The organism is Geodermatophilus sp. CPCC 205506 (assembly GCF_051383635.1).
Taxonomy (GTDB): Bacteria; Actinomycetota; Actinomycetes; order Mycobacteriales; family Geodermatophilaceae; genus Geodermatophilus.
The window spans coordinates 18222-40281 of record NZ_JALPKP010000022.1 but is presented as its reverse complement, the minus strand read 5'-3'; the positions used below and the strand labels follow the sequence as shown (position 1 = coordinate 40281).

Here is a 22060-nt window from a genome sequence, read left to right as displayed (position 1 = left end):
ATGGCGTCGATGTTCACCAAGCTCACCCAGCTCGCCAACAGCCCGAAGGGGAAGCAGGCCGTCCGGCAGGTGACCGAGAAGGCCCAGCAGCTGGCGAAGGACCCGAAGACCAAGGCCAAGATCGACGAGGCCCGGCGCCGGTTCCAGGGCGGCCGCGGGCAGGGGACCGGCAGCGGCCCGGTCGGTCACTGAGCGGGCGCCCGGCCGGCTCCCGGCCGGTCGGGCGCCCCCCGGCTCAGGCCGGGTGCGGCTGGCGGAGCAGGCCGAGCGCGGCGTCGTGCAGCGCCCCGTTGGTGGCCAGCGCGCTGCCGCCGGCCGGGCCCGGGGTGCCGGCCAGGTCGGTGAACCGGCCGCCGGCCTCCCGCACGATGACGTCGAGGGCGGCGAGGTCCCACAGCGACACCTCGGGCTCGCAGGCGATGTCCACCGCCCCCTCGGCCAGCAGCACGTAGCTCCAGAAGTCGCCGTAGGCGCGGGTCCGCCACATCGCCCGGGTGAGGTCGAGGAAGCCGCCGAGCAGGCCGCGCTCCTCCCAGCCCGACAGGCTCGAGTAGGACAGGCTCGCGTCGCCCAGCGTGGTCACGTTCGAGACCCGGCAGCGGCTGGCCGACTCCAGCCGCCGTCCGGTCCAGGCACCGACCCCCTTGGCCGCCCACCAGCGGCGGTTGAGCGCCGGCGCCGAGACCAGGCCGACCACCGGCTCGTCGCCGTCGAACAGCGCGATGAGCGTGGCCCACACCGGCACGCCCCGCACGAAGTTCTTCGTCCCGTCGATCGGGTCGAGCACCCAGCGCCGCGGGCCGTGCCCGGTCATGCCCATCTCCTCGCCCAGCACCGCGTCGCGGGTGCGGGCGCGGGCCAGCGTGATCCGCAGCTGCTCCTCGACCGCCCGGTCGGCGTCGGTGACCGGTGTGAGGTCCGGCTTCGTGTCGACCTGGAGGTCCAGCGCACGGAACCGGTCGAGGCTGATGGAGTCCGCCTGGTCGGCGAGCACGTGCGCGAGGTGCATGTCCCCCGTGTAGTCCCGGCCCGGTGTCATGGGCACCGAACCTAGCGGGCGGCCGGTCGAACACCGCGCAGCTGATCCGGCGGCGTCCCGATACGGGCACGCGCGGATACCGTCGAGGACGTGGACGCCGCGACGATCGCCGGCCTGCTCGCCGACCCGGCCCGCCTCAAGGTCGTCGCCGCCCTCGCCCTCGGTGCCGGGACGATCGAGGAGGTCGCGCAGGCCAGCGGGCTCACCCTCAAGGACGTCGCCCTGGCCGCCCGGCGGCTGGCCCGCGCCGGCCTGGTGCGCCGTGACCGGCACGACCTCGAGCTGCTGACCGACCGTTTCGGCGCCGCCGCCCGGGCCGCCGCGCGGTCCGCGCCGCCGCCCGAGCCGCTGTCGGACGACCCAGCCGAGGACGCCGTCCTGTCCGCGTTCGTGCGCGGCGGGCGGCTGGTCTCGATCCCGGCCCAGCGGAGCAAGCGCCGGGTGGTGCTCGAGCACCTGGTGCGGGTGTTCGACGTCGGAGTCCGGTACCCGGAGCGGGAGGTCAACGCGCTGCTCGCGGTCTGGCACCCCGACACGGCCGCGCTGCGCCGCCACCTGGTCGACGAGGGGCTGCTCACCCGCGAGGCCGGCCTCTACTGGCGCAGCGGCGGCTGGGTCGACGTCTGAGGACGGCCCCTCCTGGGCGCCCGCGCAGGCTCCCGGTCAGGCGGTGGGCTCGGTCGCCGCGCCCTGCACCGTCCGCGGCTCGGGCACGGTCGGGTCGGCGAGGGGCGCGGCGTCCGCGGCCGGGGGCGTGGGGGCGTGCTCGGCTGCCACGGTCACCGGCTGAGGGTTCCGGCCCAGCAGGCCGTAGCCGAGGCACACCGCTCCGAACAGCAGGTAGCCGAGGGCGACCGGCGGATTGGCCGCCCAGTCGACCTGCGGGGCGTGGACGAGGCCGATGAAGCTCAGGACGGCGCCGCAGGCGGCCGCCGCGGCCGCGGCGACGAACCGCTTGTCGATGAGGAACGTGACCAGCGCCCCGAGCACCAGGCCGGCCAGGACCGCGCCCTGGCCGAACGTGTTCAGCCCGCCGTAGACCACCCCGGCGTTGCCGAGGGCCTCGTTGCCGACCTCCGCTGCGGACGTCCCGGCCGCGGCCAGCGAGTTGTCGATCAGCCCGGTGGCCCAGGAGGCCATGTTGGGCAGGATCGCGATCACCACGGCGGCGGCGTGGATGCGCGGCACCGCCTGGAACGCCTGGGCGCCGATGAGCAGGCCGATGTAGAGCAGGATCGGCACGATCGCCGGCAGCGGCAGCAGCGCCGACAGCAACCCGAACAGGCCGAGGAAGCACAGCACCGCGATGAACACCCCGCTGGCCATCGAGTAACCGGCGCGCCCGCCGGCGTCCTTCCAGCCCGGGTGACCGATGTAGACCGCCGGTGGGAACGGGGAGCCCAGTGCGGAGCCGACGATCGCCCCGGTGCCGTCGGCGAGCAGCACGCTACGCAGGTTGTAGCTGTCCCCGGCGGCCGCGGCGCTCTCGACGTTGCTCATCGCCTCGGTGAAGTTGTAGACGCCGAGCGGGATCGCCGTGGCCAGCAGCGGGGCGAGGTCGGACAGCCCGCGGAGCAGCATGTCGACGCGCAGGTCGGGCAGCCCGACCGCGATGTCCTTGGCCGCCGCCGTCACGTCGGGCACCGACATCGCGCCGCCGATCCAGCCGATCGCGGTGCCCACCAGCAGGGCCGCCAATCCCACCGGGATGTTCCCGGGCAGGCGGACGTCGGTGAAGAAGCCGATGAGGATGATCGCGAGCACGGGCAGGCCGATCCAGGCGTACTCCCAGATCTGGGCGGCCGGCCGCATCGAGATGAAGGTCAGCGAGATGCCGGCCAGCGTGCCGAGCAGCGCCGCGCGCGGGGTGAAGCGGCGGATCATCGGGCCGACGAACGCGCCGATGAGGACGATCACGCCGATGACGAACGCCCAGGCGAGGCCCGCTTCCCAGGCCCGCACCGGGTCGTTCGTGCTCAGGTAGATCGGCAGCATGATGACGAAGACGACGATGAACATGTGCGGCACGCTGGGCCCGTAGGGAAGGGCCGTGACGTCGGTGCGGCCCTCGCGCCGGGACAGCCGGCGGGCCAGGTACGTGTAGTAGACGTTGCCCAGGACCAGCGCGATGCCGAGGGCCGGCAGGACCGTGCCGAGGACGTCGCCGGCGGGCAGGCCGACCACCGCGATCATCAGCCCGGTCAGGGTGAGGACGTTCACCAGGATGTTGAAGGCCAGCCCGAAGAAGGCGTTGGTGTCCCCTCGGGTCCACCAGGGGACCGTCACGGCGGGTGGGGACGTGGGCGGTGCCGGGGTTCCGGTGCTCATGACGGGGGCTCCTGACTCACACGGGGGAGGGGGCGGGAGACGCGAGGAGAGCGGAGAGGACGGCGGTGGAGTCGGCGACCCAGCCGAAGATCCCGCCCTGGGCGCTGACCATCTGCAGGCCGACGCGGTGGAACTCGGGGAAGTAGGAGCCCACGCAGTCGGCGACGACCAGGCACTCGTAGCCGCGGTCGTTGGCCTCGCGGACCGTGGTGTGCACGCACACCTCGGTGGTCACGCCGGTGACCAGCAGGTGGGTGATGCCGTGGCCGTCCAGCAACTCCGCCAGGCCGGTCGCGTGGAAGGCGCCCTTGCCCGGCTTGTCGATCACCGGCTCCCCCGGGAGCGGGGCGAGCTCGTCGACGATGTCGTGGCCGAACTCGCCGCGGACCAGGATCCGGCCGTAGGGCCCCGGGTCGCCGATCCGCTGGCTCGGGTTGCCGCGCCTCAGCTTCGCCGGCGGGCAGTCGGAGAGGTCCGGCAGGTGGCCCTCCCGGGTGTGCACCACCAACAGCTCCGCTGCGCGGGCCGCACCGAGCAGCCGGGCCAGGGGCGCAACGATCCGCTGCAGCCGGGTGACGTCGTTGCCCAGGCTCTCCCCGAAGCCGCCGGGCAGCAGGAAGTCCCGCTGCATGTCGATGACGAGGAGTGCCACCCGGGCCTCGGGCAGCGGGAACGGACCGGGGTCGGCGGCGACGGTGACGGATGGACTCACGGCAGGCTCCTGGGACGGGGGACGGGGGTCGGGAGAGGCAGCGGCGGTCGGCTCAGGGGGTGGGCAGGGCCAGCGGTGGCAGCGGGGCGGTGGCGGGCGCCGGCACGCGGGCCAGGTGGCGCCGCCAGCCGCCCGCCGCGGTGATGTCGGTGACGTCGTGGCCGGTCGCGCCGGAGAGCACCGAGGCGTCGCTCACCAGGCCGGACACCGTCCGGCCGTCGGCCAGCTGCACCCGGCCGAGCGCCAGCACCTCGGGAAGTCCCGCCAGGAACCCCGGGAGGGCAGCCGCGGGCAGCTGCCACACCTCGACCTCGATCCGCGCGCCGGGGGCCGCGGTGCGCAGCAGCGCCGGGACGGCGACCGCGCCGCCGATGCGCAACAGGCGGTAGTCCGCGCTCGTCGTGGTGGTCTCCAGCAGCGAGCCCCCGCGGGAGACGAGCTCGCCGTTGCGCGGCTGGCCGGCGAGGTGGTGGCCGACGACGGCCAGCTCGGTGGTGGCGGTCGGCGCGGTGGGTACCCGTGCCGGGGCCGGTGTCGGTGCGGCGCCGGTCAGCCCCGCGGCCACATCGAGGACGACGTCGTCGGCGAGGGCGGGCCCGAGGACCATGAGGCTGCACGGCCGGCCGTCGTCGGTGTACCCGGCGGGCACGGCGGCGGCGCAGAGGTCGAGCAGGTTGCCGCAGTGCGTGTACAGCCCCAGCGCGGTGTTGGTGGCGACCGGGTCGGCCAGCACCTCGGCGACGGTGAAGGTGGTCGCGATCGTCGGGAGGACGACGACGTCGACGTCCTCGAACAGCCGGCCGACCTCGGCCCGCAGCTCCTGCAGCCGGTACTGGGCGCGGAAGACGTCGACGGCGGTGTACCGCCGGCCGCCCTCGATGACCGAGGCCACGACCGGGTGCACCGCGCCGGCGTGCGCGGCGAGGAAGCGGTCGAACTCGGCGAGTCGCTCGGCCACCCAGGGGCCCTGGTAGAGCAGGTCGCCGGCCCGCAGGAAGGGGTCGAGCGGCACCTCGACCACCTCGCCCGCTGCCGGCAGCGTGGTCCGGGCCGCGGTGTGCGCCCGGCGCATCGGCTCGTCGCCGAGGAAGTCGAGGTCGCCGGCGGGTGGCAGGCCGATGCGGGGCCGGCGGACCGAGCGGCGCTGCCGCGGCCGTGACCAGGGGTCGGCGGCGTCGACGGCGGCCGCGGCGTCGAGCACCCGGCGGACGTCGTCGACGGCGGTGGCCATGATGCTGACGCAGTCCAGGGACCGGCAGGCGGGCACCAGCCCGGTGGTGCTGAGCAGCCCGCGGGACGGCTTGACGCCGAGGATCCCGTTGAGCGCGGCGGGCACCCGGCCGGAGCCGGCCGTGTCGGTGGCCACCGCGAAGGGGACCTGCCCGGTGGCCACCGCGAGCGCCGACCCGGAGCTCGAGCCACCCGGGATCAGGTCGCCGCCGTGCACGTTGGCCGGGATGCCGTAGGGCGAGCGGGTGCCGTTGAGCCCGGTCGCGAACTGGTCGAGGTTGGTCTTGCCCACCAGGACGGCGCCGGCGTCGAGCAACCGGGTGAGGACCCGTGCGGTGGTGTCCGGGACGTAGGCGTACTCCGGGCAGCCGCAGGTGGTGAGCAGCCCCGCGACGTCGAGGTTGTCCTTCACCGCGAAGGGGACGCCGTACAGCGGCAGCTCGCGCGCCGCGGGGTCGGCTTCCAGCTGCGCTGCCCGGGCCCGGAGCGCGGAGCGGTCGTACGTGCTGATCCAGACGCCGTCGTCCCCGCGTGCGGCGAGGACGTCGGCGACCTCGTCGACCACCGCGGTGGGGGAGGTGGCGCCGCTGCGCAGGCGGGTCAGCAGCGCCCCGATCGTGGGGCCCGGTCGTGGTCCGGACGACGCCTGGAGCATGCGGTCGATTGTCGACAATCGAGTGTTTCGATCGCAGTGCCCGCGGGGTTACGGCTGGATGTGCGAGTCCTCAGCGCCGTCCGCGGGCGGTGGTCACAGCGGCAGGTAGGTGAGCTCCCCGTGCCGGTCCAGCGCCTCGAGCACGGTGTCGACGTCGTCGGACTCCAGCGCCGCCAGGATGGCCGCGTGCCGGTCCAGGCCCTGGCCGGGGGAGTGCAGCTCGGCCTCCCGGCGCAGGTTGACCGCCATCGGCAGCTGCAGTTTCAGGAGCACCGGCGCCAGGGCCAGCTCGAGCTGCCGGTTGCCGGCGAGACCGACGACCGCGGCGTGGAACGCCCGATGCGCGTCGTCCTTCGTCAGGCGGTCCCCGCGCTCCTCGGCCGCGCGCATGTCGGCCAGCCGGTCCCGCACGGTGGCCAGGGGGTCCCCGGCCTCGGCACTCAGCGGGAGGGCGCTCGCGACGGCGTGCCGCTCCAGGACGTGCCGGATGCCGAACAGCTGCCGGATGTCGGTCGGCGACCAGTCGCACACCCGTGCGCCCCGGCGGGGCAGGTGCTCGATCAGACCCTGCTGGACCAGCAGCCGGAGCGCCTCTCGCAGCGGCCCCCGGCTGATCCCGTAGCGCCGCCGGATCTGGTCCTCGACGATGCGCTCGCCGGGCGCGAGGGCGCCGGAGAGGATCTCGGCCCGCAGCCGGTCCGTGGCCAGCTCGACGAGGCTGGGCTGCTCGATGCCGGCCTCGGCGGGCAGCCGGGCCCCGGACGCGAGCAGCGCCTCGCCGGCCAGGTGGTCCAGCTGCACGGGAGCTCCCGTCTGTGTGCCCGGCGCGGGCGGGGACCGGCCGGTGCACCCAGTGTAGGAAGCCCTGGTCAGTAGCCGGGGCCGAGCTGGCCGACGGCGTCCAGTAGCCGGCGCAGGCTCTCCAGCCGCTCCCGGCGGGCCGGGGGGCCGGCGTCGGCCCACGTGTCCAGGGCGCAGTCGGGGTCCTCGGCGGTGTGCCCGCACCCCGGCGGGCAGTCGGCCGCGGCCTCGGCGACGTCGTCGAACGCGGCCACGACGTCCTCGGCGGTGACGTGGGCCAGCCCGAAGGAGCGGATGCCCGGGGTGTCGATGACCGTGCCGCCGCCGGGCAGGTCCAGCAGGACCGTGGACGACGAGACGTGCCTGCCCTTGCCGACCCTGGTGACCTCGCCGGTGGCGCGGAGAGCGTCGGGCACGAGCCGGTTCACCAGTGTCGACTTGCCGACTCCGGACTGGCCGACCAGGACGCTCATGCGCCCCTGCAGGCGGGCCAGGAGATCGTCCAGGGACGTCTCGCGGGACATCGGGACGGCGTCGACGTCCAGCCCCGCGTAGCGGTCGAGCAGCGGCTGCGGGCTGTCCAGGTCGGTCTTGGTGAGGCAGAGCAGCGGTTCCAGACCGCCGGCGTAGGCGGCGACCAGGCAGCGGTCGAGGAAGCCCAGCGCCGGCTCGGGGTCGGTGACCGCGGTGACGACGACCAGGTGGTCGGCGTTGGCCACCACCACCCGCTCGGTGGGGTCGGTGTCGTCGGCGGTGCGCCGCAGCGAGGTCGTCCGGTCCTCGATGACCACGATCCGCGCGAGGGTGTCGGGACGGCCGCTGGTGTCGCCCACGATCCGCACGCGGTCGCCGACGACCACCCCGTGCCGGCCCAGCTCGCGGGCGCGCATCGCGGTGACCTCGACCGGACCGCCGTCCGGCCCGTCGACCCGCACCGTCATCCGGCCGCGGTCGACGGCGACCACCAGGCCGGGGACGGCGTCGTCGTGGCTGGGGCGGGTCCGGGTGCGCGGCCGCGAACCCCGTGGGTTGGGCCGGAACCGGATGTCGTCCTCGTCCGAGCGCGAGTCGTGGCGTCGGCTCACGGCTCGACTCCGGCCGCTGCGATGCTCACTCCCTGCCGGCGACGGGCATCTCCCTGCGGTGCCCGCTCGCCCGTCGTCATCGCGCGGCTCAGTGCCCGGCTCCCAGCATCGCAGCCCACCGGTCGGTGAAGTCCGGCAGCGTCTTGGTCACCGCGCCGGGGTCGGCGACCTCGACGCCCTCGATCGCCAGCCCCAGGACGGCCGCGGCCATGACCATCCGGTGGTCGGCGTAGGAGTCCAGGCGGGCCGCCCGGCGCGGGCCGGGGGTGACGACGAGCCCGTCGGGCAGCTGCTCGACGCCGGCGCCGACCGCGGTGAGCACCTCGTCGAGGGCCTGCAGCCGGTCGGTCTCGTGCCCGCGCAGGTGGCCGATGCCGGTCAGCCGGGAGGGGCCGTCGGCCAGCGCGCACAGCGCGGCCAGCACCGGGGTCAGCTCGCCGACCTGGCCCAGGTCGGCGACCAGCGGACGGACCGCGCCGCCACCGGTGACCTGCAGCCCCTCGGCGGTCCGCGTCACCGAGGCGCCCATCTCCGCCAGCAGCCGGTCCAGCTGAGCCCCCGGCTGGGTGGTCGCCTCGGGCCAGTCGCGGACGGTGACCCGCCCGCCGGTCACCAGCGCCGCGGCGAGGAAGGGAGCGGCGTTGGAGAGGTCGGGCTCGAGGATCTCGTCGCGGGCGGCGATCGGTCCGGGGGAGACCCGCCAGCCGCGTTCGGTCGGCGTGACCGCGACGCCGTGCCCGCGCAGCGACTCCACCGTCATCTCCACGTGCGGCATCGACGGCAGCCCGCCGGCCAGGGCCAGGTCGGCGCCCTCGTCGAAGCGGGCGGCGGCCAGCAGCAGCCCGGAGACGATCTGCGAGGACTCGCTCGCGTCGACGGTCACCGCCCCGCCGCGCACCCGCCCGGTGCCGTGCACGGTGAACGGCGCCCGGCCGCGGCCGCCGTCCTCGATCCGCACGCCGAGGTCGCGCAGCGCCGCGATCAGGCCGGCGTTGGGCCGCTCGTGCAGCCGCGGGTCGCCGTCCAGCCGGACCGGTCCGGTGGCCAGCGCGGCGACCGGCGGGAGGAAGCGCAGCACGGTGCCGGCCAGTCCGGCGTCGACCTCGGCGGGCCCGGTCAGCGCGCCCGGGGTGACCAGCCAGTCGTCGCCGTCGTCGTCGATCCGCACGCCCATCGCGCGGAGGGCGGCGGCCATGAGGTCGGTGTCGCGGGCCCGCAGCGGGCGCACCAGCCGGCTCGGGCCGTCGGCGAGGGCGGCCAGCACGAGCGCACGGGCGGTCAGCGACTTGGACCCGGGCAGCGCCACGACGGCGTCCACCGGGGTCGCGCGGTGCGGCGTCGTCCAGACCAGCGTCACGGCGCCCAGTCTGCCCTGCGCGCTCAGCCCTCCAGCAGCATGGCGACGGCCGAGGCCACCCGGCGCTGCCGGGTCGCCTCGGCCTTGGCGCCCTCGACGGCGAGCACGTGCCGCCGTTGGTGGCTGTAGGAGAGGGCGTCGAAGCGGCGCCGGGCCTCGGGCTCGGCGTCCAGCGCGGCCGCGAGGTCCGCCGGGACCTCCACCACCCGCGGGGCGGTGTCCAGCTCCACCTCGACCTCGACGGTGTCGCCGGCGGCGATCCCGGCGGCGGTCCGGTTCTCCGCCGACAGCGGGAGGTAGTACGCGCCGGTGTAGGGCGCGACGGTGCTGCGGTACGTGTGCCCGCCCACGGTGACCGTGACCGCGGGCCGCTTCCCGGCCCCGAGCGCCTCGACGACCTCGGCCGGCACCTGCATGCCCGTCGCGGTCTTGCCGCCGAGCTCGATCGTGGTCCTGAATCTCATGGCCGGAGCCTGGCAGCCCGGGTCCCGTGGCGACAGGACCCGGGCCGTCACACCGGTCAGCCGGCGGCCGCGGCGTCCGCAGGCCTCGCCTTCTTCGCCCCGGCCGTGCGCACCAGCCGGCGGTTGGCGAACTCGAACATGCCGAGCTCGGAGAGCTCGCGGCCGTAGCCGGACTGCTTCACGCCGCCGAAGGGCAGCTCGGGGGAGGTGCCGGACGGCGAGTTGATCCACACCATGCCCGACTCCACCTGGTCGGCCACCTTCCGGGCGCGCTCGACGTCGCCGCTGAACACAGTCGCCGACAGCCCGTACGGGGTGTCGTTGGCCAGCCGGACCGCCTCCTCCTCGCTGGAGACGCGGTGGACGACGCCCACGGGGCCGAACAGCTCCTCGCGGTAGGCCCGCATCTCCGGCGTGACGTCGGCCAGCAGGGTCGCGTCGACGAAGGCGCCCTCGCGGTCCGGGCGGCCGCCGCCGGCCAGCACCGTCGCGCCCTTGTCGACCGCGTCCTGCACCTGTGCGGTGAGGTCGGCCGCGGCCCGCTCGGAGGACAGCGGGCCCAGACGGGTGGACGGGTCGCTCGGGTCACCGGGCTGCAGGCCCTGGAAGACCTCGGCGAGGCCGGCGACGAACTCGTCGTAGACGTCGTCCATGACGATGAACCGCTTGGCGGCGATGCACGCCTGGCCGGCGTTCATCGTCCGCGACATCGCCGCGGCCTTGACCGTCTTCTGCAGCTCGGGGGCGTCGAGCACGATGAACGGGTCGCTGCCGCCGAGCTCGAGCACCGACTTCTTCAGGTACCGGCCGGCCAGGGAGGCCACCGCGCTGCCGGCCCGGTCGCTGCCGGTCAGCGTCACGCCATGCACGTGCGGGTGCGCGATGACCTTCTCGACGTCGGAGATCCGCAGGAACAGGTTGGTGTAGACGCCCTCGGGGACGCCGGCGTCGTGGAACAGCTGCTCCAGGGCCAGGGCGGTCTGCGGGTTGTTCTCCGCGTGCTTGAGCAGGATGGCGTTGCCCAGCACGAGGTTGGGCGCGGCCACCCGGGCCACCTGGTACAGCGGGAAGTTCCACGGCTCGATGGCCAGCAGGACACCGGTCGGCTCGTTGACCACGACCGCCTCGCCGTCCATGACGTCGATCGGCCGCGGCTCGAGGAAGCGCGGGCCGTTCTTCGCGTAGTAGTCGAAGATGCCGGCCACGAGCATCGCCTCGCCGGCGGCCTCGCGGACGGGCTTGCCCATCTCCTTCGTGATCAGCGCGGCGAGGTCGTCCCGGCGCTCGGTCACCAGCTCGCCGATGCGCCCGACGACGGCGGCGCGGTCGTCGACGGAGCGGCGGCGCCACTCCAGGAAGGCCGCGTGCGCCCTGTCGACGACGCCCTCCACCTCGCCGCTGTCGAGGAAGGGGAACTCCTTCTCGGTCCGTCCGGTGGTGGGGTCGACCGTCGCGTACGGCCGGTCGCCGGCGTCGCTCGCGGTCTTGCCGGCCGGGGAGGTCTCGGTGGTGGTCACTGCTGTGTGTCCTCCGTCGCGTGTCGATTTGTGTCGCACCCCAGGTCTACCCCTGACCCCTGTGGGCACGCGCAGGGGCCCGCACCGGACGGGAGTCGGATCTAGGCTCGCGACCGCAGGGGTCGCCGGCCGTCGTCCGGGCGGACCTGCGCCCGCCCGGGGAGGGAGTGCGCACCGTGTGTGGCCGCTATGCCGCCAGCCGCCGTCCGGAGGACCTCGTCCTGGAGTTCGAGGCGGTCCGCGCCGAGGGGCAGTCCGCGCTGCCGGCCGACTACAACGTCGCCCCGACCAAGGACGTCTACGTCGTGCGGCACAAGAAGGAGCGCGACGCCGAGGGCAGCCCGACCGGCGGCGGGCACCGCGAGCTGCGCTCGGTCCGCTGGGGGCTGGTGCCCTCGTGGGCGAAGGACGCCTCCGTCGGCAACCGGCTGCTCAACGCCCGGGTCGAGTCGCTCACCGACAAGCCGGCGTTCCGGGCCGCCGCCCGCTCCCGGCGCTGCCTGGTGCCCGCCGACGGCTGGTACGAGTGGGCCAAGCGCCTGGACTCCCCGGGCAAGCAGCCCTACTTCATCACCCCCGAGGACGGCTCGGTGCTCGCCTTCGCCGGGCTGTGGGAGGTCTGGGGTCGGGGTGAGGACCGGCTGTACACCTGCACCGTGGTCACCGCCCCCGCCGTCGGCGCGCTCACCGAGATCCACGAGCGGATGCCGCTCCTGCTGCCCCAGGAGCGCTGGGCGGACTGGCTCGACCCGGGGCGGGACGACGTCGAGGCGCTGACCGAGCCCACCCCGCCCGAGCTGGTGGAGGGGCTGGAGCTGCGGCCGGTGACCACCGCCGTCAACAGCGTCAAGAACAACGGCGCCGAGCTGACCGCCCGCGCCGAGTCGGTCAGCGCGCCGGCCGACCAGCCCGCGCTGTTCTGAGGTGGCCGGTATCGAGGAGGCGGTCGAGCCCGCGACCCGGCCGGGCGCCCTGCCGGACTGGGTGGCCGTGGTCGTCACGTTCCTGTGCTCGGGCGCGGTGCTCGTGCTCGAGATCGCCGGGCTGCGGCTGATCGCGCCCTACGTCGGCATCACGCTGCAGACCAACACCGCCGTCATCGGGTTCGCCCTGGCCGCGATCGCGCTCGGCGCGTGGTCCGGCGGGTGGGCCGCCGACCGCACCGACCCCCGGCGGCTGATCGCCCCGCTCATGGTCGCCGGCGGCGCGCTGGTCGTCGCCGTCCTCCCGCTGGTCCGCTTCGCCGGCTCGTGGCTGACCGGGGCGGACGCCGGCAGCGTGCTGCTGCTGGCCGCGGTCGCCGTCGTCGTCCCGGCCGCGCTGCTGTCGGCGGTGCCGCCCATGGTGGTGAAGCTGCAGCTGGCCAGCCTGGCCGAGACCGGCTCCGTCGTCGGCCGGCTGTCGGGCATCGGGACCCTCGGGGGGATCGCGGCCACGTTCGTCACCGGGTTCCTGCTCATCGCGATCTTCCCGACCAGCGGCATCCTCGTCGGTACCGGCCTGGTCACCGTGCTCGCCGGGGGCGCCGTGGGGCTGCTGCTGCACCGCCGGGCCGGCGGCGGCGCGGGCCGGGTGCCGGTCGGCCTCTTCGTGCTCGCGCTCGCCGGCTCGCTGCTGGCGGCGGTCGCGCCGACGCCGTGCGAGGCCGAGACCGCCTACCACTGCGCACGGGTGGTGGCCGATCCCGAGCGGGAGACCGGCCGGGTGCTCCGGCTCGACACCCTGCGGCACTCCTACGTCGACCTCGCCGACCCCACGCACCTGGAGTTCGAGTACGTCCGGGCGATCGCCGCGGTCACCGACGCGATGGCCCCGGAGGGGCAGCCGCTGTCGGCGCTGCACCTGGGCGGCGGCGGGGTCACCGTGCCGCGCTACCTGGCCGAGGTCCGCCCCGGGACGACGAGTCTCGTGCTGGAGGTCGACCCCGGCGTGGTCGCGATGGACCGCGAGCAGCTCGGGCTGGTCGAGAGCGACGAGCTGCGGGTCCGGGTCGTCGACGCCCGGGTGGGCCTGGCCGACGAGCCGCGGGGGGAGCGCGACCTCGTGGTGGGGGACGCCTTCGGTGGGCTGTCGGTGCCGTGGCAGCTGACCACCGTGGAGGCGCTCGGGCTCGTCGACGACGCGCTCACCGACGGCGGCGTGTACGTCGCGAACCTCATCGACCACCCGCCGATGGGCTTCGTCCGCGCGGAGCTGGCCACCCTGCGCGCCGTCTTCCCGCACGTGGGCCTGCTGGCCCGGGATGCGGTGCTGGCGGGGGACGACGGCGGCAACGTCGTCGCGGTCGCCTCCCGGCAGCCGCTGCCCACCGCGGCGATCGACGCGGCGCTGCGCGGGCACGGGCTGACCTGGCGGGTGACCGACGGCGAGCGGCTGGACGGGTTCGTCGGGGACGCGGAGGTGCTCACCGACGACCACGCGCCGGTCGACCAGCTGCTCACCCCGTACGCGGCCCCCGGCTCCTGACACCCCGTCGTTCTCCGCGGAAACCGTCGCTGACACTCCCGTCGTTCTCCGCGGAGAGCGACGGCGTTCAGCGGCCGATGGGGGCGGTGCGGGCCCGGGTGAGCCGCACCAGGTCGGCCGGGGCCAGCTCGACCTGCAGGCCCCGCCGGCCGGCGCTCACCAGCACCGTGTCGAAGCCGAGCGCGGACTCGTCGACCACGGTCGGCAGGGCCTTGCGCTGGCCCAGGGGGCTGATGCCGCCGAGCACGTAGCCCGTCGTCCGCTCGGCGTCGGCCGGCTCGGCCATCGCGGCCCGGCGTCCGCCCGCGGCGGCGGCCAGCGCCTTGAGATCAAGGCTGCCGCTCACCGGGACGACGGCGACGGTGAGGGCGCCGTCCACCCGGGTCACCAGGGTCTTGAAGACCTGACGCGCGTCGGCGCCGAGCGCGGCCACGGCGGCCTCGCCGTGCCCCTGGTCGGAGGGGTGCTCAGGGTCGTAGGGGTGCAGGGTGTGCCGCACGCGGGCCTTCTCCAGGGCCCGCACCGCCGGGGTCGCCGCCACGGCGCGGGAGCCTAGCCAGGGGCCCAGGGGACGGCGACGGAGATCCGGGTCGCACGGGAATGGAGGCGCGCACCGGCGCGGTTGGACAGCCCGTGAGCAACGCCCTGTCCTCCAGCGCCCGCCACCGGGTCGCGCACCGGCGGCCCCCGGGCCGCCCCGACACCGCGCGGCTAGGATCGACCGAGGCGGTACCCCGCGTCCGGGGTCCGCAGAGAGGACGGTCGGTGCCTGAGGAGTCCGCGGACCTGAACCCCGAGACCGCCCCGGTGGAGGTCCCCGAGGCGCGCGCAGGCGGCAGCCGTACCGAGGTGGCGGAGACGCGCGCCGAGCGCGACGCCCGCTTCGAGCGCGACGCGCTGCCCTTCCTCGACCAGCTCTACCCGGCGGCGCTGCGGATGACCCGCAACCCCGCCGACGCCGAGGACCTCGTCCAGGAGACCTTCGTCAAGGCCTACTCCGCGTTCCACCAGTTCGCCGAGGGCACCAACCTCAAGGCCTGGCTGTACCGGATCCTGACGAACACCTACATCAACAGCTACCGCAAGAAGCAGCGCCAGCCGCAGCAGTACCCCACCGACCAGGTGCAGGACTGGCAGCTGTACGCCGCCGAGGAGCACACCTCCAGCGGGCTGCGGTCGGCCGAGATCGAGGCGCTGGACCACCTGCCGGACTCCGACATCAAGGAGGCCCTCCAGCAGCTGCCGGAGGACTTCCGGCTGGCGGTCTACCTCGCCGACGTCGAGGGGTTCGCCTACAAGGAGATCGCCGAGATCATGGGCACGCCCATCGGCACGGTGATGTCCCGTCTGCACCGCGGTCGCCGGGGGCTGCAGAAGCTGCTGGCCGACTACGCACGCGAGCGCGGCTTCGTCCGCGCCGGCACCGGCGAGGAGGCGACGCAGTCGTGAGCGACGAGGACCGGGGCGACCCGATCGAGATCCACTCGTGCGACGACGTGCTGTCCCACGTCTTCGAGTTCCTCGACCACGAGACCGACGACGCCCGCCGTGACCTCATCGCCGAGCACCTCGAGGACTGTTCGCCCTGTCTCCGGCAGTTCGGCATCGAGCAGGAGTTCAAGGCGCTGGTCCGCCGTCGCTGCGGTGGGGACGCCCCGCCGCCCGGCCTGCGCGACCGGATCAAGGTCCAGCTGACCAGCGTCGCCTTCGAGGAGGACGGCACCCAGGTGAGCGTCGAGCGCGTGTCCGCCGAGCGGACGCAGGAGCGCCCCACCGCCTGACGACTGCTGAACGCGAGAGGCCCGGGACCCGTCAGGGTCCCGGGCCTCTCGCGTCGGGGCCCCGTCCCGGAAGACGGGGCACTCTCTCAGCGTGCTCCCCGCCCCGGTCCGCGCCTCGCTCGCTGGCGCTCGCTCGATGCTCCCGGGGCTGTCGTCACGCGTCGCACATGTGCGTGACTCCGCGCCCCGGTCCGCGCCTCGCTCGCTGGCGCTCGCTCGATGCTCCCGGGGCTGTCGTCACGCGTCGCACATGTGCGTGACTCCGCGCCCCGGTCCGCGCCTCGCTCGCTGGCGCTCGCTCGATGCTCCCGGGGCTGTCGTCACGCGTTGGGGCGCTTGCCGTGGTTGGCCTTGTTCCCCTTGCGGGAGCGCCGCTTGCGTCCACGCTTGGACATCGCTGCCCTCCTCTCCTCGTCGGTGTTCCGGCCCCGAGGGGCCCTTCTGCGTCCGTGCCCCGGTGCCCCCGTGTGCGTGGCACCGGTCGACCCGTCAAGCTGACGCCCCAGCTTCTCACGCGCCCGCCCGGGCCTGCCTGTGGCGGTCCGGCCGGGCAGCGGTGAGGCTGGGGACGGACGACGGTGCACTCGGGGAGGACGGCACGGTGCCACAGGGCGGGATCGAGAGCGTGCTCGTGGCGGGGCGCGGCCCGGCGGCGTGCGCGGTTGTGGCGGCCTGCTCGCGACTGGGCGTCAAGGCCGTCGCCGTCCACTCCGAGGCCGAGCGGTCCGCCCGGCACGTCCGGCTGGCCGACGACGCCGTGCTGCTCGGCCCGGCGCCGGCGGCCGAGTCCTACCTCGCCGTCGACCGGATCGTCGAGGCCGCCCGGCGCAGCGGGGTCGCCGCCGTCCTCCCGGTGCCGCCCGCGCTGGCCGGCAATGCCCGGCTGGCCGGCGCCGTCGTCGCCGCCGGGCTGACCTGGGTCGGGCCGTCCGCGGCCGTGTTGGAGCGGCTGGGCGGGGACGGGGTCGAGCCGGCCAGCGAGCGGGGCCTCCTCGCCTGGGTCACCGACGCCGGGCTCCGCTACACCACGCCGGTCTCCCGCGACCGCGCCGCCGGCATCGCCCGGGTCTCCTGGACCCCCGACGAACCGGTCGAGCTCCCGCCCGCGGCTGAGCGGCTGTCGGAGATCGGCTGGCGCGGCCTGGTCACCGTCGGCATCTCGCCCGACGGCGAGCTCGCCGAGGTGGCCGCCGGGTTCTCCCTCGACATGGCTGTCCTCGAGCGGGCGCACGGCGTGGACGCCGTCGACCTGGCGTTGCGCGGCGCCGTGCGGGGCCGCGCCGTCACCCGGGAGACGGCCGGCCGCACGCCGCGCAAGGCGGTCGTCGTCCAGCTGCGGTCGACCCTGCCGCCTGGATCGGCCGGCCGGGTCACCGGCCGGCTGCCGGAGTCCGGACGGCGGACGGGAGCGAGGCCGGACGTCGAGCTGGTGGCGGTGAGCGGCTACGACCCCGGCGACCGGCTCGACGGCTGGTACGACGCCCTGCTCGCAACCGTGAGCGCCAGTGGCCCCGACACCGCCACCGCGGCCCGAGCGGCCAGCGAGGTCCTCACCGGCCTGCCGGAGACCGGCGTTCCGCACGACGGGCCCGAGATCCTCCCCGTGCTCGACCGGCTCGCCGCCGGCCACGCCGCCCGGAGGAGCTGACCGGACGGCCGCCGTCGGCCCGCGTGCTTGGATGGACGCAGGTCAGCGAGGAGGTGCCGGTGGCGGTCGAGGAGATCCACGCCGAGATGGTGTCGAGCGTGTGGAAGGTGCTCGTTCAGCCGGGGAGCGAGGTCTCGGCGGGCGACACCCTGGTGATCCTCGAGTCGATGAAGATGGAGATCCCCGTCCTCACCGAGCAGGCCGGCACGGTGCGTGAGCTGCACGTCGTGGAGGGCGAGGTGCTGCAGGAGGGCGACCTCATCGCCACGGTGTCGTCGACGGCCGACTAGAGCTCCAGCGCGTACACCATCAGGTCGATGCCCGGGACGGGCGCCCAGTCCCGCTCCGGCAGCCGGGTGAACCCCAGCCGTTCGTAGAGCCGGTGCGCGGCGGTCATGGTGGGGCCGGTGGAGAGCACCATCCGGCGCTTGCCGGCCGCCCGGGCCCGGTGCAGGCACGTGGTCACCAGCAGCGTGCCGACACCCTGACCCTGGACCGCGGGGTCGACGACGAGCATGCGGAAGGCGGCCTCGTCGTCGGACTCGGTCACCTCGCCGAAGTCCCCGTCCAGCACGAGGGCGACGCTGCCGACGACCCGCCCGTCCGCGTCGCGGGCGACCAGCAGCTCGGCACGGGTGGCCCGGCCCTCGACGTCGGCCAGCTCGGGCGTGTACCCGGGGCCGGTCAGCCCGCCGTCGACGTAGACGCGGACGGTCAGGTCGGCGATGGCGGGGAAGTCCTCCGGCCGGGCCGGCCCGACCGACACGGCGGGCTCGGCGGGCACGGACGGCGCACCGGCGGGGGAGACCACGGCCCGAGCGTAGGTGGCCCTCGTGGAGGGGGTCCCGCCGCGAGCCCGGGAGCGGGTGGGGGGAGGAGACCCCCTATCTACCCTCGGAGGCACCATGAGCAGCCTCTCCGAACGCCTCACCCGCGGGGCGGCCTCCGCGCCCGAACAGGTCGACCACGCCCGGCGGCTGGTCGCCGACTGGCAGTTGCTGGCCGACCTCTCCTTCGCCGACCTCACCCTCTGGGTCCCGCTGGCCAGCGGCTCGTGGTGGTGCGTGGCGCAGGTCCGGCCGCTCACGGCGCCGACCAGCCAGCCCGACGACCTCGTCGGCAGCGAGGTGGACGGGCCGCCCGCCGAGCCGTTCGAGGTGGCCCACCGGGAGGGGCGCCCGGTCACGGAGGGCGAGCCGGACTGGTCGGGCGTGGCCCCGCGCCGCCGCGAGGTGATCCCGGTGCGGCACGACGGCGTCGTGGTCGCCGTCCTCGCCCGGGACACGAACCTGGCGGTCACCCGGTCCCCGTCGACCCTGGAGCTGACCTACCTCGACATCGCCGCCGACCTCTGTCTCATGGTGTCGGCCGGCACCTTCCCGCCCCAGAAGATCCTGGACGCCGAGCTGAGCCCGCGGGTGGGGGACGGCCTGGTCCGGCTGGACGACGACGGCTTCGCCGTCTACGCCAGCCCCAACGCGCTGTCGGCGTATCGCCGCATGGGCGTCATCGGGGACGTCGTCGGCGCCGACCTGGCCCGGCTGACCCGCAACGCGGCGGCCGACCGGGTGGCCGGCGAGGCGGTGGCGGCCGGCATCCGCGCGGCGGTCGGCGGCCGGTTCCCCGACCCGATGGACGTGGAGGGCCTCGCGGGCACGATGCTGGTCCGGGCGCTGCCGCTGCAGGCCCCGGGTGCGGAGGCCGGCGCGCTGGTGCTGGTCCGCGACGTCACCGACGTCCGCCGGCGCGACCGGGCGCTGCTCACCAAGGACGCCACGATCCGCGAGATCCACCACCGCGTGAAGAACAACCTGCAGACGGTGGCCGCGCTGCTGCGGCTGCAGGCCCGCCGGATGACCGAGCCCGCCGCGCGCGAGGCGCTCGAGGAGTCGGTGCGCCGGGTGGCCTCGATCGCGGTGGTGCACGAGACGCTGGCCGGCAGCCGCGAGGACGTCGTCGCCGTCGACGCGGTCCTCGACCAGGTGCTGCCCATGCTCGGCGACCTGACCTCGGTCGGCCCGGCGGCCCGCACCCGGCGCGTCGGCCGGTTCGGCGAGCTGCCGGCGGTCGCCGCCACGCCCCTGGTCCTCGCGGTCACCGAGCTGCTGCACAACGCCGCCGAGCACGCGTTCCCGGACGGCAGCCCCGGCTCGATCGAGCTGGTCGCCGAGCGGGACGGCGACGACCTCGTCGTCCGGGTGCGGGACGACGGGCGTGGCCTGCCGGCCGGCTTCGACCCGGCGACCAGCGACGGCCTGGGCCTGCAGATCGTGCGGACGCTGGTCACCAGTGAGCTGGGCGGCACGCTCGCCATGGGGGCGCCGGAGGACGGGCAGCCGGGCACCGAGGTGGTCCTCAGCCTCCCGGGGGCCGGCCGCATCCGCCGCTGACGCCGTCGAGCCCGCGGACGCCACGAGGCCGGCCCCGGAACTCCGGGACCGGCCTCGTGGCGGTGCGGTGCGGCGGTGCCGGGCGGAGAGCCCGGGTGCCGGCGTGGGTCAGGCGGTGTGCACCCGAGTGCGAGCCTGGCGCCGCTTGAGGGCGCGCCGCTCGTCCTCGGACAGCCCGCCCCAGACGCCGGAGTCCTGACCCGAGCGCAGGGCCCAGTCCAGGCAGGACTCCACGACGGGGCAGCGCCGGCACACACCCTTGGCCTGCTCGATCTGACCGAGGGCGGGGCCGGTCGTCCCGATGGGGAAGAACAGCTCCGGGTCCTCGTCGCGGCAGAGCGCGCGGTGGCGCCAGTCCATGGCGGTGATCTCCTCGATGTCGTCTACGGTGTGGTGCATCAGTCGCCGGCCTCGGACCGCTCCGCAGGCCGGCACCGGGGTGTCCAGCGCCATGGCACAGCGACTTCGTGCATTTGTTACCGACAGGTTGCTTTCCTCCCGCGATGTTTTCACGCAGAGGAGACCTGTCAAGCAGATCGAGGGCTTCGGTCGACCCCTCGTGAGCAAGCTCACCACGGGCATGCTAGGTGCGCCACTCGACTCGGGTCGGACGCGTGTCGAGCGTTGACAACCGCGCCCAGATGTGCACGAAGACGCAGGTGAGAGGCCGGACAGCGAGACCTCTCAGTCCTCCGCCGGCGTCAGCCGACGGTGTCCACGGGTCGGCTTCCGCCACCGGTCCGCTCCTCGCTCGCTGCGATCCCGCTCGCCTCCTCGCTCGCTCCGCTCCTCGCTCGCTGGCGCTCGCTGCGATGCTCACTCGCTGTCGGCTCGGTCGCTCGCTGCGATGCTCCCGCCGGCGTCAGCCGACGGTGTCCACGGGTCGGCTTCCGCCACCGGTCCGCTCCTCGCTCGCTGGCGCTCGCTGCGATGCTCCCGCCGGCGTCAGCCGACGACGCGCAGGGCGGCCGGGACGCTGGTCACCCGAAGCCCCGTCGCCGTCCCCAGGTGGTCGCCGTCCACCTGCCAGCCCTGGGGCCGCTCCGCGGTCAGCGTGAGCCACGGCAGGTCGTGCCGACGGTGCACCCCGCGGCCCCGGGCGTCGGGCCGCCGGGCTAAGACCTGCCGCACGTGGTGCAGCATCCGGAAGACGCCCATGCGGCCCATCGCGAAGACGTCCAGCCCGGTCTCGAAGGACGCCTCCGGGCTCGGGTTCACCGGCCGCGTGCCCAGGTAGGTCCAGGGCGCGACGTTGGAGACCAGGCACAGGAACAGCCCGTCCAGCGCCGGCTCCCCGGGCAGCTCCAGCGTCATCGCGGGGCGCCGGCGCTCGTGGCCCAGCACGAAGGCGCTCGTGGCCTCCCGCACGTAGAGCAGGCCGGTGGACCGGCGTCCACGGGCTCGGTGCGCCTCTACCCGGCCGATGACGTCGGCGTCGAACCCCAGGCCGGCGGAGAAGACGAACCAGCGGGGGTCGGTCCACTCGGGGTGGGTCGCCGCCGCGGTGTCGGCGACGGCCTGGGCGAGCGCCGGGTCGGGGACGTGCGCGGGCCTCGTCGTCGTCCCGCGGGCACTGGCCGTCCCCAGGGCCACGCGGCGGGTGCGGCCGTCCCGGAGGCAGTCGACGATCTCCGTCGCCGCCGTCAGGGGGTCCCGGGAGCGACCGACGGCGCGCGAGAAGACGTTCGTCGACCCGCCCGGCACGACGGCGAGGACGGGCACGTCCGGCCCCGGGCCGTCAGCGAGGAGGCCGTTGACCACCTCGTTGACCGTGCCGTCGCCGCCGAGGGCCACGACGACGTCGACCCCCTCGGTCCGGGCCTGCCGGGCCAGGTCGCGGCCGTGGCCGCGGTGGGCGGTCTCGGCGAGGTCCACCTTGAGGTCCCCGGCCAGGGTGGTGAGGACGTCGTTCCGCACCCCCCGGGTGGTCGTCGTCGCCGCGGGGTTGGCCACCACGAGCGCACGCATCTGCCCAGGCTAGCCAGCGCAGCGGCAACGGACGGTCAGGCGCGGGGCGGGCGGGCTCCTTGGGCCGCCCGTGGCCTGCGTCGCGGCGTTCGGCGCGACCGGGGCGGAGCGCCGTGGCGCGTACCCTCGCGGCCGTGACCGAGCAGCCCGGAGCCCGCCCGCCGCGGCCTGGACGCCGGGCCGAGCGGCTGCTCGGAGGCGCCGCCGAGCGCAGCGCACCGCGCCACGCCCAGCCCCGGGCCGAGGCGCCGGCGGCCGTCCGGCGCGCCGCCCTGGTCGTCGCGGTGGAGGCCGTGGCGCTGGGCGTCCTCGCGCTGGTGCTGCTGTACCTGACGATCACGTCGGCGGCCGACAGCGTGAGCCGGGCCGTGGCCGAGATCGTCTACGTGTCCTTCTTCGCCGTCCTGCTCGCCGCCGCGTCCGTCGGGCTCTGGCGGGTGTCGGGCTGGGCGCGCGGCCCGGTCGTCGTCCTGCAGGTGCTGCTCGGGCTCTTCGGCTACACCTCGGCGTTCGAGGCCGGCCGGCCGCTGATCGGCGTCCCGATCCTGGTCCTGGTCGGCCTGGAGATCTACCTGCTGCTCACCCCCGAGGCGCGGCTGGCGTTCTACCGCCGCTGAGC

24 protein-coding genes are annotated in these 22060 nt (G+C 75.2%); 10 read left to right on the top strand and 14 right to left on the bottom strand.

The genetic code is table 11. The features are described 5' to 3' along the window. A complete protein-coding gene (locus tag MY520_RS14140) occupies positions 1-192 on the top strand; it encodes a hypothetical protein (RefSeq protein ID WP_436692763.1) in 192 nt (63 codons plus the stop codon). Between the two features lie 43 nt (positions 193-235). Here MY520_RS14140 and hisN read toward each other — a convergent pair whose 3' ends face one another. After that, a complete protein-coding gene (hisN, locus tag MY520_RS14135; protein ID WP_436692761.1) occupies positions 236-1039 on the bottom strand; it encodes a histidinol-phosphatase in 804 nt (267 codons plus the stop codon). 90 nt (positions 1040-1129) lie between these two features. Between hisN and MY520_RS14130 the strand changes: the two genes are divergently transcribed. Next, positions 1130-1666, top strand: coding sequence for a DUF2087 domain-containing protein (locus MY520_RS14130; RefSeq protein ID WP_436692759.1), 537 nt, complete (start codon positions 1130-1132; stop codon positions 1664-1666). A 36-nt stretch (positions 1667-1702) separates the two neighbouring features. Here MY520_RS14130 and MY520_RS14125 read toward each other — a convergent pair whose 3' ends face one another. The 8 genes from MY520_RS14125 to MY520_RS14090 form a co-directional block, all read right to left on the bottom strand. Continuing rightward, positions 1703-3367 (bottom strand): hypothetical protein, encoded by a 1665-nt coding sequence (locus tag MY520_RS14125; RefSeq protein ID WP_436692757.1) that lies wholly within the window; start codon positions 3365-3367, stop codon positions 1703-1705. Between the two features lie 16 nt (positions 3368-3383). Beyond that, positions 3384-4079: a cysteine hydrolase family protein gene (locus MY520_RS14120; protein ID WP_436692756.1), complete on the bottom strand. Its 696-nt coding sequence runs from the start codon at positions 4077-4079 to the stop codon at positions 3384-3386. A gap of 52 nt (positions 4080-4131) precedes the next feature. Then, positions 4132-5964 (bottom strand): allophanate hydrolase, encoded by a 1833-nt coding sequence (gene atzF, locus MY520_RS14115; RefSeq protein ID WP_436692754.1) that lies wholly within the window; start codon positions 5962-5964, stop codon positions 4132-4134. 93 nt (positions 5965-6057) lie between these two features. Then, entirely contained in the window at positions 6058-6765 is a 708-nt protein-coding gene (locus MY520_RS14110) for a GntR family transcriptional regulator (RefSeq protein ID WP_436692752.1), read from the bottom strand. Between the two features lie 68 nt (positions 6766-6833). Continuing rightward, complete coding sequence (rsgA, locus tag MY520_RS14105) at positions 6834-7850, bottom strand: ribosome small subunit-dependent GTPase A (protein ID WP_436692750.1); 1017 nt, start codon at positions 7848-7850, stop codon at positions 6834-6836. Between the two features lie 88 nt (positions 7851-7938). Then, positions 7939-9207, bottom strand: a complete 1269-nt coding sequence (gene aroA / locus MY520_RS14100; RefSeq protein WP_436692749.1) for a 3-phosphoshikimate 1-carboxyvinyltransferase — start codon at positions 9205-9207, stop codon at positions 7939-7941. 23 nt (positions 9208-9230) lie between these two features. Next, positions 9231-9671, bottom strand: coding sequence for a YdeI/OmpD-associated family protein (locus MY520_RS14095; RefSeq protein WP_436692747.1), 441 nt, complete (start codon positions 9669-9671; stop codon positions 9231-9233). Between the two features lie 56 nt (positions 9672-9727). After that, positions 9728-11188, bottom strand: coding sequence for an NAD-dependent succinate-semialdehyde dehydrogenase (locus MY520_RS14090; RefSeq protein WP_436692746.1), 1461 nt, complete (start codon positions 11186-11188; stop codon positions 9728-9730). Between the two features lie 176 nt (positions 11189-11364). Here MY520_RS14090 and MY520_RS14085 point away from each other — a divergent pair, with 176 nt between their 5' ends. Then, on the top strand, positions 11365-12111 hold the full coding sequence (locus MY520_RS14085; protein ID WP_436692744.1) for an SOS response-associated peptidase: 747 nt from the start codon (positions 11365-11367) through the stop codon (positions 12109-12111). 1 nt (position 12112) lies between these two features. Further along, entirely contained in the window at positions 12113-13654 is a 1542-nt protein-coding gene (locus MY520_RS14080; RefSeq protein WP_436692742.1) for a fused MFS/spermidine synthase, read from the top strand. A gap of 67 nt (positions 13655-13721) precedes the next feature. Here MY520_RS14080 and ybaK read toward each other — a convergent pair whose 3' ends face one another. After that, entirely contained in the window at positions 13722-14195 is a 474-nt protein-coding gene (gene ybaK / locus MY520_RS14075; RefSeq protein ID WP_436692741.1) for a Cys-tRNA(Pro) deacylase, read from the bottom strand. A 224-nt stretch (positions 14196-14419) separates the two neighbouring features. Between ybaK and MY520_RS14070 the strand changes: the two genes are divergently transcribed. Together MY520_RS14070 and rsrA are read left to right on the top strand one after the other, a co-directional pair. Continuing rightward, on the top strand, positions 14420-15103 hold the full coding sequence (locus MY520_RS14070) for a sigma-70 family RNA polymerase sigma factor (protein ID WP_436692739.1): 684 nt from the start codon (positions 14420-14422) through the stop codon (positions 15101-15103). Beyond that, the gene (gene rsrA / locus MY520_RS14065; RefSeq protein ID WP_436692737.1) at positions 15100-15435 is read left to right on the top strand and encodes a mycothiol system anti-sigma-R factor; all 336 of its coding nucleotides are present in this window, start codon (positions 15100-15102) and stop codon (positions 15433-15435) included. Before MY520_RS14070 ends, rsrA begins: the two co-directional genes overlap by 4 nt. Before the next feature lie 320 nt (positions 15436-15755). Here rsrA and MY520_RS14060 read toward each other — a convergent pair whose 3' ends face one another. After that, a complete protein-coding gene (locus MY520_RS14060) occupies positions 15756-15830 on the bottom strand; it encodes a 50S ribosomal protein bL37 (RefSeq protein ID WP_014377707.1) in 75 nt (24 codons plus the stop codon). A 206-nt stretch (positions 15831-16036) separates the two neighbouring features. Between MY520_RS14060 and MY520_RS14055 the strand changes: the two genes are divergently transcribed. Together MY520_RS14055 and MY520_RS14050 are read left to right on the top strand one after the other, a co-directional pair. Next, positions 16037-17083, top strand: a complete 1047-nt coding sequence (locus tag MY520_RS14055) for a biotin carboxylase N-terminal domain-containing protein (protein WP_436692735.1) — start codon at positions 16037-16039, stop codon at positions 17081-17083. A 59-nt stretch (positions 17084-17142) separates the two neighbouring features. Next, positions 17143-17373 carry a biotin/lipoyl-binding carrier protein gene (locus MY520_RS14050; protein WP_436692733.1) on the top strand — a complete coding sequence of 77 codons (231 nt, stop codon included), beginning with the start codon at positions 17143-17145 and terminating at the stop codon, positions 17371-17373. Here the strand turns inward: MY520_RS14050 and MY520_RS14045 are convergent. Further along, positions 17370-17894 (bottom strand): GNAT family N-acetyltransferase, encoded by a 525-nt coding sequence (locus MY520_RS14045; RefSeq protein WP_436692732.1) that lies wholly within the window; start codon positions 17892-17894, stop codon positions 17370-17372. The genes MY520_RS14050 and MY520_RS14045 overlap by 4 nt on opposite strands. A 94-nt stretch (positions 17895-17988) precedes the next feature. Here MY520_RS14045 and MY520_RS14040 point away from each other — a divergent pair, with 94 nt between their 5' ends. After that, positions 17989-19473 (top strand): sensor histidine kinase, encoded by a 1485-nt coding sequence (locus tag MY520_RS14040; RefSeq protein ID WP_436692730.1) that lies wholly within the window; start codon positions 17989-17991, stop codon positions 19471-19473. A gap of 108 nt (positions 19474-19581) precedes the next feature. Here MY520_RS14040 and MY520_RS14035 read toward each other — a convergent pair whose 3' ends face one another. Together MY520_RS14035 and MY520_RS14030 are read right to left on the bottom strand one after the other, a co-directional pair. Beyond that, positions 19582-19872 carry a WhiB family transcriptional regulator gene (locus MY520_RS14035; RefSeq protein WP_436692728.1) on the bottom strand — a complete coding sequence of 97 codons (291 nt, stop codon included), beginning with the start codon at positions 19870-19872 and terminating at the stop codon, positions 19582-19584. A gap of 546 nt (positions 19873-20418) precedes the next feature. Then, entirely contained in the window at positions 20419-21441 is a 1023-nt protein-coding gene (locus MY520_RS14030) for a diacylglycerol/lipid kinase family protein (protein WP_436692727.1), read from the bottom strand. A 134-nt stretch (positions 21442-21575) separates the two neighbouring features. Here MY520_RS14030 and MY520_RS14025 point away from each other — a divergent pair, with 134 nt between their 5' ends. Beyond that, the gene (locus tag MY520_RS14025) at positions 21576-22058 is read left to right on the top strand and encodes a hypothetical protein (RefSeq protein WP_436692725.1); all 483 of its coding nucleotides are present in this window, start codon (positions 21576-21578) and stop codon (positions 22056-22058) included. The last annotated feature ends 2 nt before the right edge of the window (positions 22059-22060 follow it).

Excerpts from the sequence above, each read along its gene's own strand:
- MY520_RS14040 (WP_436692730.1), top strand. The coding sequence starts at position 17,989 with ATGAGCAGCCTCTCCGAACGCCTCACCCGCGGGGCGGCCTCCGCGCCC.
- hisN (WP_436692761.1), bottom strand. The coding sequence starts at position 1,039 with ATGACACCGGGCCGGGACTACACGGGGGACATGCACCTCGCGCACGTG.
- MY520_RS14140 (WP_436692763.1), top strand. The coding sequence starts at position 1 with ATGGCGTCGATGTTCACCAAGCTCACCCAGCTCGCCAACAGCCCGAAG.
- MY520_RS14095 (WP_436692747.1), bottom strand. The coding sequence starts at position 9,671 with ATGAGATTCAGGACCACGATCGAGCTCGGCGGCAAGACCGCGACGGGC.
- MY520_RS14030 (WP_436692727.1), bottom strand. The coding sequence starts at position 21,441 with ATGCGTGCGCTCGTGGTGGCCAACCCCGCGGCGACGACGACCACCCGG.
- MY520_RS14035 (WP_436692728.1), bottom strand. The coding sequence starts at position 19,872 with ATGCACCACACCGTAGACGACATCGAGGAGATCACCGCCATGGACTGG.
- MY520_RS14125 (WP_436692757.1), bottom strand. The coding sequence starts at position 3,367 with ATGAGCACCGGAACCCCGGCACCGCCCACGTCCCCACCCGCCGTGACG.
- atzF (WP_436692754.1), bottom strand. The coding sequence starts at position 5,964 with ATGCTCCAGGCGTCGTCCGGACCACGACCGGGCCCCACGATCGGGGCG.